General features: G+C 72.1%; 16 protein-coding genes and 1 tRNA gene. 5 read left to right on the forward strand and 12 right to left on the reverse strand.

The window, feature by feature from the left end; genetic code table 11:
• From bcp to AB0B33_RS01935, 5 genes are all read right to left on the reverse strand, one after another.
• Positions 1–474 (reverse strand): thioredoxin-dependent thiol peroxidase, encoded by a 474-nt coding sequence (gene bcp / locus AB0B33_RS01915; RefSeq protein ID WP_247019270.1) that lies wholly within the window; start codon positions 472–474, stop codon positions 1–3.
• 117 nt (positions 475–591) lie between these two features.
• Positions 592–1,137: a hypothetical protein gene (locus tag AB0B33_RS01920; protein WP_360765599.1), complete on the reverse strand. Its 546-nt coding sequence runs from the start codon at positions 1,135–1,137 to the stop codon at positions 592–594.
• Between the two features lie 192 nt (positions 1,138–1,329).
• On the reverse strand, positions 1,330–1,512 hold the full coding sequence (locus AB0B33_RS01925) for a hypothetical protein (RefSeq protein WP_247019272.1): 183 nt from the start codon (positions 1,510–1,512) through the stop codon (positions 1,330–1,332).
• Between the two features lie 134 nt (positions 1,513–1,646).
• On the reverse strand, positions 1,647–2,534 hold the full coding sequence (locus tag AB0B33_RS01930; protein WP_360765602.1) for a hypothetical protein: 888 nt from the start codon (positions 2,532–2,534) through the stop codon (positions 1,647–1,649).
• A gap of 50 nt (positions 2,535–2,584) precedes the next feature.
• On the reverse strand, positions 2,585–3,478 hold the full coding sequence (locus tag AB0B33_RS01935; RefSeq protein ID WP_360765605.1) for an AraC family transcriptional regulator: 894 nt from the start codon (positions 3,476–3,478) through the stop codon (positions 2,585–2,587).
• 116 nt (positions 3,479–3,594) lie between these two features.
• Between AB0B33_RS01935 and AB0B33_RS01940 the strand changes: the two genes are divergently transcribed.
• Positions 3,595–4,677, forward strand: coding sequence for an aldo/keto reductase (locus AB0B33_RS01940; RefSeq protein WP_360765608.1), 1,083 nt, complete (start codon positions 3,595–3,597; stop codon positions 4,675–4,677).
• Here the strand turns inward: AB0B33_RS01940 and AB0B33_RS01945 are convergent.
• Positions 4,671–4,895 carry a hypothetical protein gene (locus AB0B33_RS01945; RefSeq protein ID WP_360765611.1) on the reverse strand — a complete coding sequence of 75 codons (225 nt, stop codon included), beginning with the start codon at positions 4,893–4,895 and terminating at the stop codon, positions 4,671–4,673. The genes AB0B33_RS01940 and AB0B33_RS01945 overlap by 7 nt on opposite strands.
• 515 nt (positions 4,896–5,410) lie before the next feature.
• On the reverse strand, positions 5,411–6,328 hold the full coding sequence (locus AB0B33_RS01950) for a helix-turn-helix domain-containing protein (RefSeq protein ID WP_360765614.1): 918 nt from the start codon (positions 6,326–6,328) through the stop codon (positions 5,411–5,413).
• Between the two features lie 70 nt (positions 6,329–6,398).
• Here AB0B33_RS01950 and AB0B33_RS01955 point away from each other — a divergent pair, with 70 nt between their 5' ends.
• Positions 6,399–7,346 carry a saccharopine dehydrogenase NADP-binding domain-containing protein gene (locus tag AB0B33_RS01955; protein ID WP_360765617.1) on the forward strand — a complete coding sequence of 316 codons (948 nt, stop codon included), beginning with the start codon at positions 6,399–6,401 and terminating at the stop codon, positions 7,344–7,346.
• Here AB0B33_RS01955 and AB0B33_RS01960 read toward each other — a convergent pair.
• Positions 7,339–8,259 carry an AraC family transcriptional regulator gene (locus AB0B33_RS01960; RefSeq protein WP_360765619.1) on the reverse strand — a complete coding sequence of 307 codons (921 nt, stop codon included), beginning with the start codon at positions 8,257–8,259 and terminating at the stop codon, positions 7,339–7,341. The two genes, AB0B33_RS01955 and AB0B33_RS01960, sit on opposite strands and share 8 nt — an antisense overlap.
• Before the next feature lie 84 nt (positions 8,260–8,343).
• Here AB0B33_RS01960 and AB0B33_RS01965 point away from each other — a divergent pair, with 84 nt between their 5' ends.
• Entirely contained in the window at positions 8,344–9,186 is an 843-nt protein-coding gene (locus AB0B33_RS01965) for an NAD(P)H-binding protein (protein ID WP_360765622.1), read from the forward strand.
• Between the two features lie 144 nt (positions 9,187–9,330).
• On the opposite strand, the gene AB0B33_RS01970 is transcribed toward AB0B33_RS01965, so the two are convergent.
• Positions 9,331–9,404: transfer RNA gene (locus AB0B33_RS01970), tRNA-Leu, on the reverse strand.
• Positions 9,405–9,503: 99 nt separating this feature from the next.
• Between AB0B33_RS01970 and AB0B33_RS01975 the strand changes: the two genes are divergently transcribed.
• Positions 9,504–9,725, forward strand: a complete 222-nt coding sequence (locus tag AB0B33_RS01975; RefSeq protein ID WP_086864478.1) for a DUF3618 domain-containing protein — start codon at positions 9,504–9,506, stop codon at positions 9,723–9,725.
• Positions 9,726–9,729: 4 nt separating this feature from the next.
• On the opposite strand, the gene AB0B33_RS01980 is transcribed toward AB0B33_RS01975, so the two are convergent.
• Together AB0B33_RS01980 and AB0B33_RS01985 are read right to left on the reverse strand one after the other, a co-directional pair.
• Positions 9,730–10,167, reverse strand: a complete 438-nt coding sequence (locus tag AB0B33_RS01980) for a hypothetical protein (protein ID WP_247025538.1) — start codon at positions 10,165–10,167, stop codon at positions 9,730–9,732.
• Between the two features lie 208 nt (positions 10,168–10,375).
• Positions 10,376–10,975: a TetR/AcrR family transcriptional regulator gene (locus tag AB0B33_RS01985; RefSeq protein WP_247019285.1), complete on the reverse strand. Its 600-nt coding sequence runs from the start codon at positions 10,973–10,975 to the stop codon at positions 10,376–10,378.
• Between the two features lie 72 nt (positions 10,976–11,047).
• Here AB0B33_RS01985 and AB0B33_RS01990 point away from each other — a divergent pair, with 72 nt between their 5' ends.
• Entirely contained in the window at positions 11,048–12,505 is a 1,458-nt protein-coding gene (locus AB0B33_RS01990) for an NAD(P)/FAD-dependent oxidoreductase (RefSeq protein WP_247019287.1), read from the forward strand.
• A gap of 58 nt (positions 12,506–12,563) precedes the next feature.
• Here AB0B33_RS01990 and AB0B33_RS01995 read toward each other — a convergent pair whose 3' ends face one another.
• The gene (locus tag AB0B33_RS01995) at positions 12,564–13,034 is read right to left on the reverse strand and encodes a helix-turn-helix domain-containing protein (protein ID WP_247019289.1); all 471 of its coding nucleotides are present in this window, start codon (positions 13,032–13,034) and stop codon (positions 12,564–12,566) included.
• Positions 13,035–13,067 lie beyond the last annotated feature (33 nt).

Genomic DNA, 13,067 nt, shown 5'->3' on the forward strand with positions numbered 1-13,067 from the left:
TCAGGCGGCGAGGCCGAGGTCGCGGATCAGCTTCGCCACGTGGCCGCTTGCCCGGACGTTGTACCAGGCGTGCGCGATCTTGCCCTCCGGGTCGACCACGAACGTCGAGCGGATCACGCCCAGGTACGTCTTCCCGTAGTTCTTCTTCTCGCCGTACGCGGCCCACGCCTCGATGACCGACTTCTCCGGGTCGCCCAGGATCGGGAACGTCAGCTTCTCGTTCTCCGCGAACTTCGCCAGCTTCGCCTGCGTGTCCGGGGAAATGCCGATGACGCGGTAGCCGGCGTCGTTCAGCTCGGCCAGGTTGTCGCGGAAGTCGCAGGCCTGCTTCGTGCAGCCCGGGGTGCTCGCCGCCGGGTAGAAGTAGACCACCACGGACTGGCCGCGGAAGTCGTGCAGGGACACGTCCTTGCCCTCGCTGTCGGGCAGGGTGAAGTCCGGGGCTTCGTCACCCGGGGAAAGACGCTCGGTCATGGCCCGAGCGTACTGCGCCGATTGTTACCCATCCGACCGGCAGCCACGGCGGAACGGGTGCCGGTGAGCGGGCCGGCTCCGGTTTGTGTCCGCCTGCTTTCGGCCGGATGGGTAACGTCACGCGGGACCGCAGTAGGTGACCGCGGCGGGTTCGGTCGCGCTCGGGCGCAGCTGCAGGCGCAGCTGGGTCTGCTCGCGCGGGACCGCGAACGCCAGCGTGATGAGCACCGACCGGCCCGGCAGCACGTCCTTGCCCGCGTCGGTGATGCCGGTGAAGCCCTGCGTCGTGTCCACGACCTGCTTGACCGCGGTGCCCGACGACGTCGCGGTGACCGTGAGGCCCGAGAGCTTGTACGTCGTCGCGCCTTCGTTCGTCAGCTGGATGTCGAACGCCGCGCCGCGCGGGCTCTGCGGGTACGCCGACGGGCTGGGGCGGAACGACTTCGGGGAGCCGACCGAGATGGCCAGGCCGCTGGCGAACCGGTGGTCGGCGCCGAACTTCAGGTCGTTGCCCGCCTGCGAGGCCGAGGCACCGGCGCCCGCCGGGAAACCCGCGACGCCCAGTGCCGCGGTGCCGGTCTGCGTCGACGGGACCCCGCACGCCACCGCCAGGCCGAGCAGTCCTGAGGTGAACATGATCTTGCACGTGCGCGCGAGCGCCATCGCGGGTACTCCAGTCGGCGGTTCGGGGTGCCGTTCGGCAACGGGGGATTGCCGGGCGAACCCGCTCCACTCTGGCCGTGATCGCGCGTGGTTACGAGGCGCGACGGGGGGTTGTCGCGCACCTGGTGCCACCCCGTGGCCAATCCGTGACCGGAACGGCACCGGTGGTGACAATCACTGCCCACATGCCACTTAAACGGCGACGGCGAACAACAGGATGAAGATCGCCACGCCGGCCACCCACGCGGCCATCAGCCAGCCGAAATCCCGGATCGGGTCGACCGCGCGGCTCTCTTCGCCGGGCACGTAGACGCCGCGCTTCTCGAACCAGTCCGCCCAGCGGGCGAACCAGCCGAACAAGTTGCGCGACGACATGCTTCACCTCCGGCCCGGGTACCTGGAGTCACAGTACGGGTTCGGCCGCGGCCACCGAAAGGCACGTAACCGCTTACCGGCCGTGACTCGACGTGCCACGGCCGAGTGAACGCCGTCGTCGCTGGTGTAGATCTTCAGAGGACGCCGTTGCGCTGGAGCACCGACACCGCGCGGACGGTCGCGTAGCCGCGCCATTCCAGCTCCGCGGCGGGCGAATAGTTCGCGAAATCGACCCGCCAGCCACCGTCGTCCTGTTGTTCTCCGGCGAGCCGTCGCAGTTCGCCCTCGACGACTTCGTCCTTGAACAACGCGCGGGCCGGGCGGTCCGGCAAGGGTGCGAAGTCCAGCGCGCGCAGGGTTTCGCCGTCCGAACCGCCGGCCACCGGGGCCAGGCCGTCGGGCGGGACGAACGCGGCCAGGTGGTCCAGCAGGCCGGGCGCCTCCGGGTGGAGGTCGTGGGCCGCGTCCACGAACTGCACCGCGAACGACAGCTCGATCGCGTGCGGCGCTTCGGAAAGCTCGCGGATGGCGCGGAAGCAATATCGGGTCGCGGCCGCGAGCCACGGGTGTTCGCGCACCGAACGGTCGTGGCGGGCGACGCGCAGGGCGACGCCGGCGGTGAACGCGGTGCTCTGCAGGGTGGCGACCGCCGGATCGGCCTGCGCCCAGAACGGCGCGCACCCCGCCGGGTCCGCGACGGGGACGGCGAAGGGCAGGCCGCCGTCGGGCAGGGCGACCGACGCGAGCCAGTCGCAGAGCTTCGCCGCGTGCGGGGACGTGCCGGGCGCGACGTCCTCGAACACCTCGAAGGCGTGCAGCGCGCCGCCGGGCTGGCTCTCCGCCGCGCGCAAGTCCGGCTCGAGGCCCCAGCCGTAGCCGCCGTCGGGATTGCGGTACCCGTCGACGGCGGCCAGCACGGCACCGACGTCGGTCTGACCCCGGAGCAGTTCGAAGCGACGGCGGTCGAGGAGGCGGGCGTGCGTCGCCATGAACGACGCCGCCGCGGGAAGGTTCACGGACATGCGCTCAGCGTCGCACCCGGCGGGGGCGGCCGTCTTGAACGGATCGGCACTCAAGGCAGCTGCGGCCCCGCGGGCGCGGCGGCCTCCCGCAGCCGGGCCGCGTCCTGGCCGGGTGGGGCGCCGAACAGGCGGCGGTACTCGCGGTTGAACTGCGACGGGCTGTCGTACCCCACGAGGTGCCCGACGCCCGCGACGTCGCCCGCGTCCGCCAGCAGCAGGGAACGGGCCTCCTGGAGGCGGATGCGCTTCTGGAACTGCAGCGGGCTCATCGCCGTCACCGCGCGGAAGTGGCGGTGGAACGCCGAGGCGCTCAGGTCGCTCAGGCGCGCGAGTTCCTCGATGCGCATGGGCTCGGCGTAGTTGGACCTGATCCAGCGGATCGCCCGGCTGACGTGCGACAGGCCGCTGTCCGCCAGGCCGATCTGGCGCACCAGGCCGCCGTGCGGGCCGGTCAGCAGGCGCCAGAGGACCTCGCGCTCGATCAGCGGGGCCAGCACCGGGGCGTCGGCCGGGTGGTCGAGCAGGCGCAGCAGCCGCAGCGCCGCGTCGAGGAGTTCCGGGGTCGCGTCGCCGGTCGCGATCGGGGACGGCGGTGGGGTGCGGGACCAGCGCCCGGGCGGGGACTCCAGCAGCAGCGGGGCGATCGCCGCCGGGCGCAGCGTCAGGCCGAGGCCGAGCGCCGGCGTTCGCGGGGTCGCGCCGACGAAGTGTCCCGTGACCGGCAGTTCGGTGCTGACCAGCAGGTACTGCCCGGCGCGGTACTCGTGGACGCGGTCGCCGAGCAGCAGCCGCTTGCCGCCTTGGGCCATGATGACGAACAGCGGCTCGGCCAGCGAGTGGTGCGGCTCGCTCGTGTCCACTTTGGACAGAAGCAGGCCGGGGACCGGCGTGCGCAGGTCGGCGTGCGCGTGGGCGGCGACGAGGTCCCGGATCTCGGTGAGCACCACTCCAGGAAACTCAAGTCGAGAGGATCGTGCAAGGGCGTGCGGGCATCGATCTACCAAATGCCCGGTTAACGCGGTTTCCTGGGTTGACCGATCCGACACGCAAGGAGAGTTTCGTGCCACTCGACCACTACGTCACCCTCGGCCGGTCCGGCCTCCGCGTCAGCCCCTTCGCCCTGGGCGCCATGACCTTCGGCGAGGACCCCGGTGGCGCCGGCTGCGGCGTCGAGGAGTCCGAAAAGATCCTCGCGACCTACCTCGACCACGGCGGCAATTTCGTCGACACCGCGAACTTCTACACCAACGGCCACTCCGAAAAGATCCTCGGCGACTTCTTCGCCGCGCACCCCGGCCGCCGCGAGCGCGTCGTGCTGGCGTCGAAGTTCTTCGGCAACATGTTCCCCGGCGACCCCAACGGCGGCGGCGCCGGCCGCGGGTCGATCACCGCCCAGCTCGACGAGTCGCTCCGGCGGCTGCGGACCGACCACCTCGACCTCTACTGGCTGCACAACTGGGACCGCCACACGCCGGTCGAGGAAACGATGCGGACCCTCGACGACCTCGTGCGCGCGGGCAAGATCCGGTACGTCGGCTTCTCCAACACCCCGGCGTGGGTGACCGCGCAGGCCCACACGACGGCGCTGCTGCGGGGCTGGACGCCGCTGATCGCGCTGCAGGTCGAGTACTCGCTGCTGGCGCGGACCGTCGAAGGCGAACTCGCGCCGTTCGCGCTCGACCAGGGCCTCGCGCTGACGCCGTGGAGCCCGTTGAAGAACGGCTTCCTGTCGGGCAAGTACCGGCGCGGCACCGACGTCACCGACTCGGCCCGCGCGGCCTTCGTCGGCGGCCCGTCCGAAGCGGAGTTCGCCGTGATCGAGGCCGTCGCCGGGATCGCGGACGAACTCGGGACGACGTCGGCGGCGGTGTCACTGGCGTGGCTGCTGGCCCGGCCCGGCACGGTGGTCCCGATCGTCGGCGCGCGGCGGCGGGAGCACCTGACCGGCAACCTCGCGGCGCTGGACGTCACGCTGTCGCCGGCTCAGCTCGCGACGCTGGACGAGGTCTCGGCGCCCACTTTGGACTACCCCGCCCCGATGCACGGCGCCCAGCGGGCGATGCTGCAGTTCGCGGGCACGACGGTCGACGGCGAACCGTCCACTGTGTACCCGCCGTTGCTGCAGAGCGACGTGCGCTACTGACCTTTCACGCGGGCGAGGACGTCGTCGAGGGCACGGCGCACGCGCTCCGGATCTCGTACGGCCGTCCGGAACTGCTCGTTGATCCCGCCGGGCGTCTCGTGCTTGCGGGCCAGCTCGCCGAGGGTGCCGTCGAACCCGGCCAGGGTGCGGCCGAGTTCGCCGAAGACGTGGGCGAGGTAGCCGTCGGCGTCCGCGGGGGTGACACCGTGTTCGGCCATCCAGCCGCGATCGTCGCGAGCTGGTCCAGGTGCGCGGCGAAGGTCGCGGTGGCGGCGCTGAAGGTGGCCAGGGTCGGTTCGTCCGCCGGCACGACGACGTCGCCGACGCGCTCGAACAGGGCACGGGCGACGACGTCGTCCGGGTACATCGCGGTGCGGCTCGCCCGGCGGCTCGCGGTCGGCAGCGGGATGGACCGGACGATCCGCTCCGCTGGCGCGACCAGGTCGCGCAGCTCGTCGAGCGCGACGGCGGCGACCGCGCTCACGACGACGTGTTCGGGGCAGATACGAGCCCGACCGGCTGTTCCAGGCCCAGGAGCGGCCCGCGGGCACCCCCACCGCTCCCTGGGGGGCGTCCCTCGTCCAGCGTATCGGGCCCGGCCGACAAAACCGGTGGATCGGGGCCGCAGCGGCGAGGTTGTCCACAGCGGCGCTCGGATGTGGACAACTCGGGCTACGCACGGGAATCTTCTGCGCCGGAGTGAAGGCAAGGGACCGCGAGCGGGCGGCGAACCCTAACCGCGGAAAGTGCGGCGGTAAGTGTCCGGGGGTACGCCGACCGCGCGGTTGAAGTGGCGGCGCAACGTCGTCGCCGTGCCCATGCCGACCGCCTCCGCGATGGACTCGACGCCGTTGTCGGTGTTCTCCAACAGCTCCTGTGCGCGGCGGATGCGCTGGGTGAGCAGCCACTGCAACGGCGTCGTGCCGGTCGCCGCGCGGAAGTGGCGGCCCAGGTGGCGGGAACTCATGTTGGCCTGGCGGGCCAGGTCCTCGACGGTCAGCGGCCGGTCGAGGCGGGCGGTGATCCACGGGAGCAGCGCCGAGAGCGGGTGGTCGTCGCGCGTGGGGACCGGGGCCGCGACGAACTGGGCCTGGCCGCCCGCGCGGTGCGGTGGCACGACCAGGCGGCGGGCGACCGCGTTCGCGACCGACGGGCCGTGGTCGGCGCGCACCAGGTGCAGGCACAGGTCCATCGCCGCGGCCTTGCCGGCGGACGTCAGCACCTGGCCGTTGTCGACGTAGAGCACGTCCGGGTCCACCGTCACCCGCGGGTAGCGGGCCGCGAGGACGTCGGTGTGCGCCCAGTGCGTGGTCGCGCGCAGCCCGTCGAGCAGGCCGGCGGCGGCCAGCACGAACGCGCCCGTGCAGAGCGACGCCACCCGTGCACCCCGCGCGTGGGCCGCGCGCACCGCGTCGACGAGGCCGGCGGGCGGGGCCGCGTCGACGTCGGCCCACCCCGGCACGAGCACCGTGTCCACGCGCGCCAGCCGGTCCAGGCCGTCGTCGGGTTCGAGCAGGAAGCGGCCGACCCGCACGGGCTCGTTGCCGCACACCGCGAAGTCGTAGCGGGGGTTCTCGCCGAACACCTCGGTGGCGATCGTCAGCTCGAACGAGAGCATCCCGTCGGTGGCGGCGAGCGCGACAGCGTGCATGTCCGAAAGTGTACGCATCACGTCGTTCCGGACACTGTCGCCGCCGAACCAAGGTCGCGAGGATTGCTTCATGACTTCGGTACTGGTTTACGGCGCTTACGGGCTCACCGGCCGCTTCGTGGTGGCCGAGCTGCGCGAGCGCGGCTTCACCCCGGTCCTTTCCGGGCGCGACGCGGCGAAGCTGCCGGGCGGGCGGCCCGCGTCGGTCGACGACCCGGCCGCCCTCGACCGCGCGCTCGACGGCGTCGCGGCGGTGATCAACTGCGCCGGCCCATTCGCCGCGACGGCGCTCCCGCTGGCCTCGGCGGCGATCCGCGCCGGCATTCCCTACGTCGACGTCGCCGCGGAGATCGAAGCCAACCTCGACACCTTCGCGCTCGCCGCCGACACCGCGGTGGTGCCCGCGATGGCGTTCTTCGGCGGCCTGGGCGACCTGCTGGCCACGGCGGCGATGGGCGACTGGCCGTCGGCCGGCGAGGTGCACGTCGCCTACGGGCTGAGCGGCTGGCACCCGACGCCGGGCACCCTCGCGGCCGGCCAGGTGTCCCGCGAACGCCGCGGCGGCAGACGCGTCCGGTTCGCGGGCGGCCGGCTGGAGCACCGCGACGACGCCCTGCCGTCGCTGGAGTGGAGCTTCCCCGAGCCGCTCGGTACGCGGCCGGTGCTCGGCGAGTTCTCGATGGCCGACATCGTGACGATCCCGCGGCACCTGGCGGTCCCTTCGGTGACGTCGTACATGACGGTCGACGCGGTGCAGGGCCTGGCGGCGGCCGCCGAGCGCGACGCGGCGGAGACGTTCGTGGTGGACGTCCGGGTGCGGCGTGGCGACGAGGAACGCCGGGCCGTCGCGCACGGGCAGGACATCTACGCGGTCAGCGCGCCGCTCGCGGTGGAGGCCGTCGAGCGGATCCTCACCGGGCGGGCGCGGGTGAAGGGCGTCGCGTCGGCGGGGGAGATCTTCGACGCGCCGGACTTCCTGCGGGCGCTGGCGCCGCACATCACCGTCGAATTCAGCTGAGCGAGCGGTAGCCGCCGGGGGTGGTCGCGTACTCGCGGCGGAAGGCTTTGGCGAAGGCGAACGCCGACCCGTAGCCGACGGCCGAGGCCACCTGCGCCAGCGGACGGTCGGTCTCGCGGAGCAGCCGCGCGGCCGTCGTCATGCGCCAGCGGGTGAGGTAGGTCAGCGGCGGTTCGCCGACCAGCGCGGTGAACCGGCGCGCGAACGCGGCCCGGGACAGCCCGGCCGCGGCGCCGAGCTGCTCGACGGTCCACGCCCGGGCCGGTTCGCCGTGGATGGCGGCCAGCGCCCGCGCCGTCACCGGGTCGGCGAGCGCGCCCGACCACCCGGGCGCGCCTGCGGTCTCGCTCAGCCAGGCGCGGAGCATGTAGACGAGCAGCGCGTCGACCAGCGACGGCGCGACCACGGCGGCACCGGGCGGGTGCGCGGCGAGTTCGTCGCGCAGGAGCCCGACCATCGCGCGCAGCCCGGGGTGGCGCCCCGGCGCGGCGGGCAGGTGCACGACCTCGGGCAGGTCCCGCAGGAGCGGGTGCGGCCGGTGGCGCCGCAGCCGGTACGCGCCGCAGACGATCGTCGCGCGGGCGCCGGGACCCGGCAGCGAGACGCGGCCGAAGGGGGTGGCCGGCGACGGCCGTTCGGGCCGGAAGGCGACCTGGGGCGTGCCGGGTGCGGACGTCATCGCGTGCGGGACGCCGCGGCCGAGCAGGACGACGTCACCGGGACCGAGCTCGACCGGCTCGAAGCCGGGGCCGCCGGGCAGCGGGGTCAGCCAGGACGTGCCGTCGAGGACGACGTGGAACGCGGCTCCCGTGGTGTGGTCGAAGCGCAGGCCCCACGGCGCGTGCGCCTCGGTGTGGGCCGCGACCGGGGTGCCCGCGCGCAGCGCGGTGAGCACGTCCGCGAGCACGTCCATGGGCTCACCCTAGCGAGACGATCGGACAACACAACGCGCTTTTCAGCCATTCTGCGTCTCGTTCTCCGGGCCTAGCTTGGGCGCATGACGGTTTGGGTCGAAGGAGCGACGGGCAAGGCGGGCCGGCGCGTGGTGGCCGCGTTGACGGCGGCGGGGGTGCCGGTGCGGGCCGCGAGCCGCCACCCGGGTGCGGCGCGGGGTCCGGTGACCCCGGTGCGGTTCGACTGGTACGACGAGACGACGTGGGCCCCGGCGCTCGGCGACGCCGGCACGCTGTTCGTCAAGGGGCTGGACAGCGACGACGGTGCCGCCGCGCTGGTCGCGCGGTTCCTCGCCGCGTCGCCGGCCGGGCGGGTGGTGCTGATGTCGGCGGCGGGGGTCGACCGGACGCCGGACCACGCGCCGCGCCGGGCGGTCGAGCTGGCGGTGCAGCGGTCCGGCAAGCGCTGGACCGTGCTGCGGCCGAACTGGTTCCTGCAGAACTTCGACGAGGACGAGTGGGTGTTCGCGAAGGCGCTTCGCGAGACTGGCGAGCTGTACGCGGGGAGTGGCCGGGCCGGGTTCACCGACACGCGCGACCTCGCCGACGCGGCGGTCGCGGTCTTGACGTCGCCGGGGCACGACGGCCGCGGCTACACGATCACCGGGCCGGCGGCGCTGACGTTCGGGGAGGTGGCGCGGGTGCTGGCGGAGACGTCGGGGCGGCCGATCCGGCTCCGGGACGTGACGCCGGCGGAGCACCGGGAGCACTTCGCGAAGTCCGGGCGTCCCGAGGCGTGGGTCGACCACATGCTGCACCTGTTCGAGCTGGTGCGAGCGGGCGCGTTCGCCGCGGTCACCGACGACTTCCGGCGGCTGACGGGGAAGGAACCCCGCACGCTGGCGACGTACGCCGGGGAGAAGTGGGCGCCGGCCTCCCGGACGTGACCACGGTGGGGGTCCGGAGGCGCACCCCCGGAAGACAGTCAAGCGAAGACCGTCGGGGTGGCGGACACGAAGGACAGGGATGGCGGTCAGCTGGAGTTCCCGCCCGGGACGGCGCGCGCGGAAGCGCTGGCCGGAGCGGTGAAGTGGGCCCGGAGAGACTCGAACTCTCACTGGCATGGACCTAAACCATGTGCCTCTGCCAATTGGGCTACGGGCCCGCAGCACGGGGAAGCCTAGCGTGCGGCGTGGCCCGTGCGGGAGCGGTGGGGCGGTCGACTAAGTTGGGGCTCGGAAGACCCATGCGGCGAGGAGGAAACGTGGCTCGCGACCCCGAGACGATCGAGCGTGAGATCGAGCAGGCCAGGACCGCTCTGGCGGCGACGCTCGACCAGCTGACCGTCAAGGCCGACCCCAAGAAGCTCGCCGACGCGGCCAAGGACGGCGTGCGCGCCAAGCTGGACAACCCCAAGGTGAAGTACCCGCTGATCGGTGGCGGGATCCTGGTGCTCGTCCTGCTGGTGCGCAAGCTCCTCAAGTAGCGGCTCAGGCCTGGTTGGCCGGCGCCTTGCTCTCCGTGGCGGGCGCCGGCTCGGCCGGGGCCTTGCGGTCCTCGACCGCCTTCGGGAGCTGCTTGCTCGGGGGCAGCTGCGGCTTCTTGTCCGCGACCTCCGGGACCTGCGCGGCCTCCGTGGTCTGCTGCTTCGGCACGCTGCCCGGCGGCGGGACCTCGAGCGGCGGGAGCTTCGGGAGCGTCAGCCGCGCGGTCATGTACGCGCTCGTGAAGTCCAGCGCGCTGCCGTTGAGCAGGTGCACCACCGTTGCCTTGCCGTCGACCGCGAGCTCCTCGACCAGCTGGTCGGCCCGGTCGCGGGCGGCGATGATGCCGGGTGCCCGCGCGGTCAGCTCCTTGCCCTGGCCGCTGACCGTGATCGTCCAGTCGGCGTCCTCTTGGACGTACGTCGCCGTGATCGCTTCCACCATCTGCCTCACGCCCCTCTCATGCCTTCACAACCGTGACGCGGTCGCCGCGATTCCATGACGCTGCTTTTCGGATCACGCTTTCCGCGCCCCCTCTCGGTCGCGAGGGTCCAGCACACTTTCTACCGTGTCTTCAGTACCGTAGAGCAACTCTGTGTCACAGGACACGACAGCAGTGAGTAACGACCGAATGGCCTAATGCACTTGCAGGCTACCGTGCACGGTGCTGCAAGCCGCTCCACAGCACGTCCATAGCGTATTCGGTGGCCGTCTCGGGGTTCACCTCATCGTGTTTCTCACACCAGATCGCGAGCCGTTCGCACGCCCCGACCACGAATTCCGCGGCCGCTTCGGCCCGCAGGTCGTCGCCGCTGTCGAAGTAGCCGCTCATCAACGCGGCGATCAGGTCGGTCTGCTGGCGGCGGGTCTCCTCGACCTCGTCCGCGGCCGGCGTGCCGATCAGCGCCATTTCGTGGCGCAGCAGCGACCACGCCTGGCGCCGCTCGCGGATGAAGACGAAGAAGGCGAGCAGGCCGCGGCGCAGCGCGTCCTCGGCCGTCGCCGCGCCGACCGTCGCCTGCTCGGTGACCTCGCGCAGGATCGACCGTGACTCGCGGATGCAGGCCAGCAGCAGGCCTTCCTTCGAGTTGAAGTACTCGTAGAGCATCGGCTTCGAGACGCCCACCAGTTCGGCGATCTCGTCCATCGACGCCGCCGCGTAGCCGCGTGCCGCGAAGACCTCTTCGGCGACCTCGACCATCTGCCGCATCCGCTCGGCCCGGGGCATGCGCTTGCGCTTCGCGGTCGTCATGGGCAACACTCTACCGGCAGTAACCTACTCTGAGTAAGATGGACGACGAGTAACAGGCAACGGGAGGGCGCCATGGGCAACCGCACGGAAACCGGGGTCGTCATCGTCGGGACCGGCTTCTCCGGTCTCGGCATGGCGATCCAGCTGCGCAAGGAGGGGCGCGACGACTTCGTCATCCTCGAAAAGGCGCAGGACGTCGGCGGCACCTGGCGCGACAACAGCTACCCGGGGTGCGCCTGCGACATCCCGTCGCACATGTACTCGTTCTCCTTCGAGCAGAACCCGGGCTGGTCGCGGGCCTACTCGCCGCAGCCGGAGATCTGGCGCTACATGCGCGAGGTCGCCGACAAGTACGACCTGCGCCGCTTCGTCCGGTTCGGCCAGGAGATGACCGGCGCCCGCTGGGACGCCGAGGGCAACCGCTGGCACGTCGCCACGAGGGGCGGCGACGAGTTCGTGGGGAACGCCCTGGTCGCCGGGGTCGGCGCGCTGCACCTGCCGATGGTCCCGGACCTGCCGGGCATCGAGAAGTTCGCGGGCCCGGCATACCACTCCGCGCAGTGGCGCCACGACGTCGACCTCGAGGGCAAGAAGGTCGCCGTCATCGGCACCGGCGCCAGCGCGGTCCAGTTCGTGCCGAAGATCGCGCCCGAGGTGGCCGAGCTGACGCTGTTCCAGCGGACGCCGCCGTGGATCATGCCCAAGGCCGACCACGAGATGTCCGGGCGCACCCGCGCGCTGTTCAGGGCGTTCCCGCCGGCCCAGCGCGCCTACCGGAACCTGCTCTACTGGCTGCTCGAAGCGCGCGCGATCGGCTTCAACGGCCAGTCGTGGGTGATGAAGCTGGGCCAGCGCCTGGCCAAGCGGAACATCGACCGCGCGATCAGCGACCCGACCTTACGTCGTAAGGTCACGCCGGACTACACCATGGGCTGCAAGCGCGTGCTCATCTCCAACGAGTACTACCCGGCGCTGGCGCGGGACAACGTCGACGTCGTCACCGACGGCGTGCGGGAGGTGCGCGAACGCAGCGTCGTCGACGCGGCGGGGGTCGAGCACGAGGCCGACGTCATCATCTACGGCACCGGCTTCCACGTCACCGACGCCTTCGACGACCTGGAGATCGTCGGCCGCGACGGGCGCAACCTCGGTAAGGAGTGGGCGACCGAGGGGATGCGGACGCACCTGGGGATCACCGTCGCGGGCTTCCCGAACCTGTTCTTCCTGCTCGGCCCGAACACCGGGCTCGGGCACAACTCGGTCGTGTTCATGATCGAGGCCCAGATCTCCTACGTCGCGGAGGCGCTGCGGCTGGCCCGGGGCCGGGCGATCGAGCCGAAGCCCGAGGTGCAGGAGCGGTTCAACACCGACATCCAGCGCAAGCTGGCGAAGGGCATCTGGACGCGCGGCGGCTGCAAGAGCTGGTACCTCGACGCCAAGGGCGTCAACCGCACCATTTGGCCGGGCTTCACCTGGCGCTACTGGCTGGACACCCGGAAGGTGCGGCGCGAAGACTTCCTGGTCGGCTGAGGGCCGTGGGTGTCCAGGGCGGTTCTGACCGCCCTGAACACCCACGACCGGGCTGGGACTAGCGGGAGACGTAGCGGCGGAGGCCGGCGATCAGCTCGACGGTCGGCAGCTCGCAGAGCTCGGCCATGCGCTCCAGCGCGGGCAGGTCGAGCGCCACCTCGGCGGCGCCGTGCTCGCCCGACTGGCGCAGCCGGTCCTCGGCCCAGCGGCGCAGGGGGAGCAGTTCGGGGGACTCGTCGGCGACGACCTTGCGCAGGTCGACGCGGACCCGGCCGGGCTCGTCGACGAACACGCGGCGGTGAACCTTCGCCAGCAGGTCCTGGGGCAGCTCGTCCATCGCGACGCACAGCTCGACCAGGCGCACGACGGAGCACTGTCTCGTGCCCAGTTCGTAGGTGGCCAGCGTCTGCAGCGAAATCTCGCTCTGCAGGTGCTGGTTGAGCTCCTTGCGCGTCCAGCCCCGGCTGCGCCGGAGCTTCCGGAGCTCGTCCCCGAGTATCCGCTGGTACTCCTCGCCGTCGATCAGCACATCAATTTCCCCTGCCGTGCGCTCCCGCGGCAC

It is taken from the genome of Amycolatopsis sp. NPDC049159, assembly GCF_040648295.1.
GTDB classification, from domain to species: Bacteria; Actinomycetota; Actinomycetes; order Mycobacteriales; family Pseudonocardiaceae; genus Amycolatopsis; species Amycolatopsis pretoriensis_A.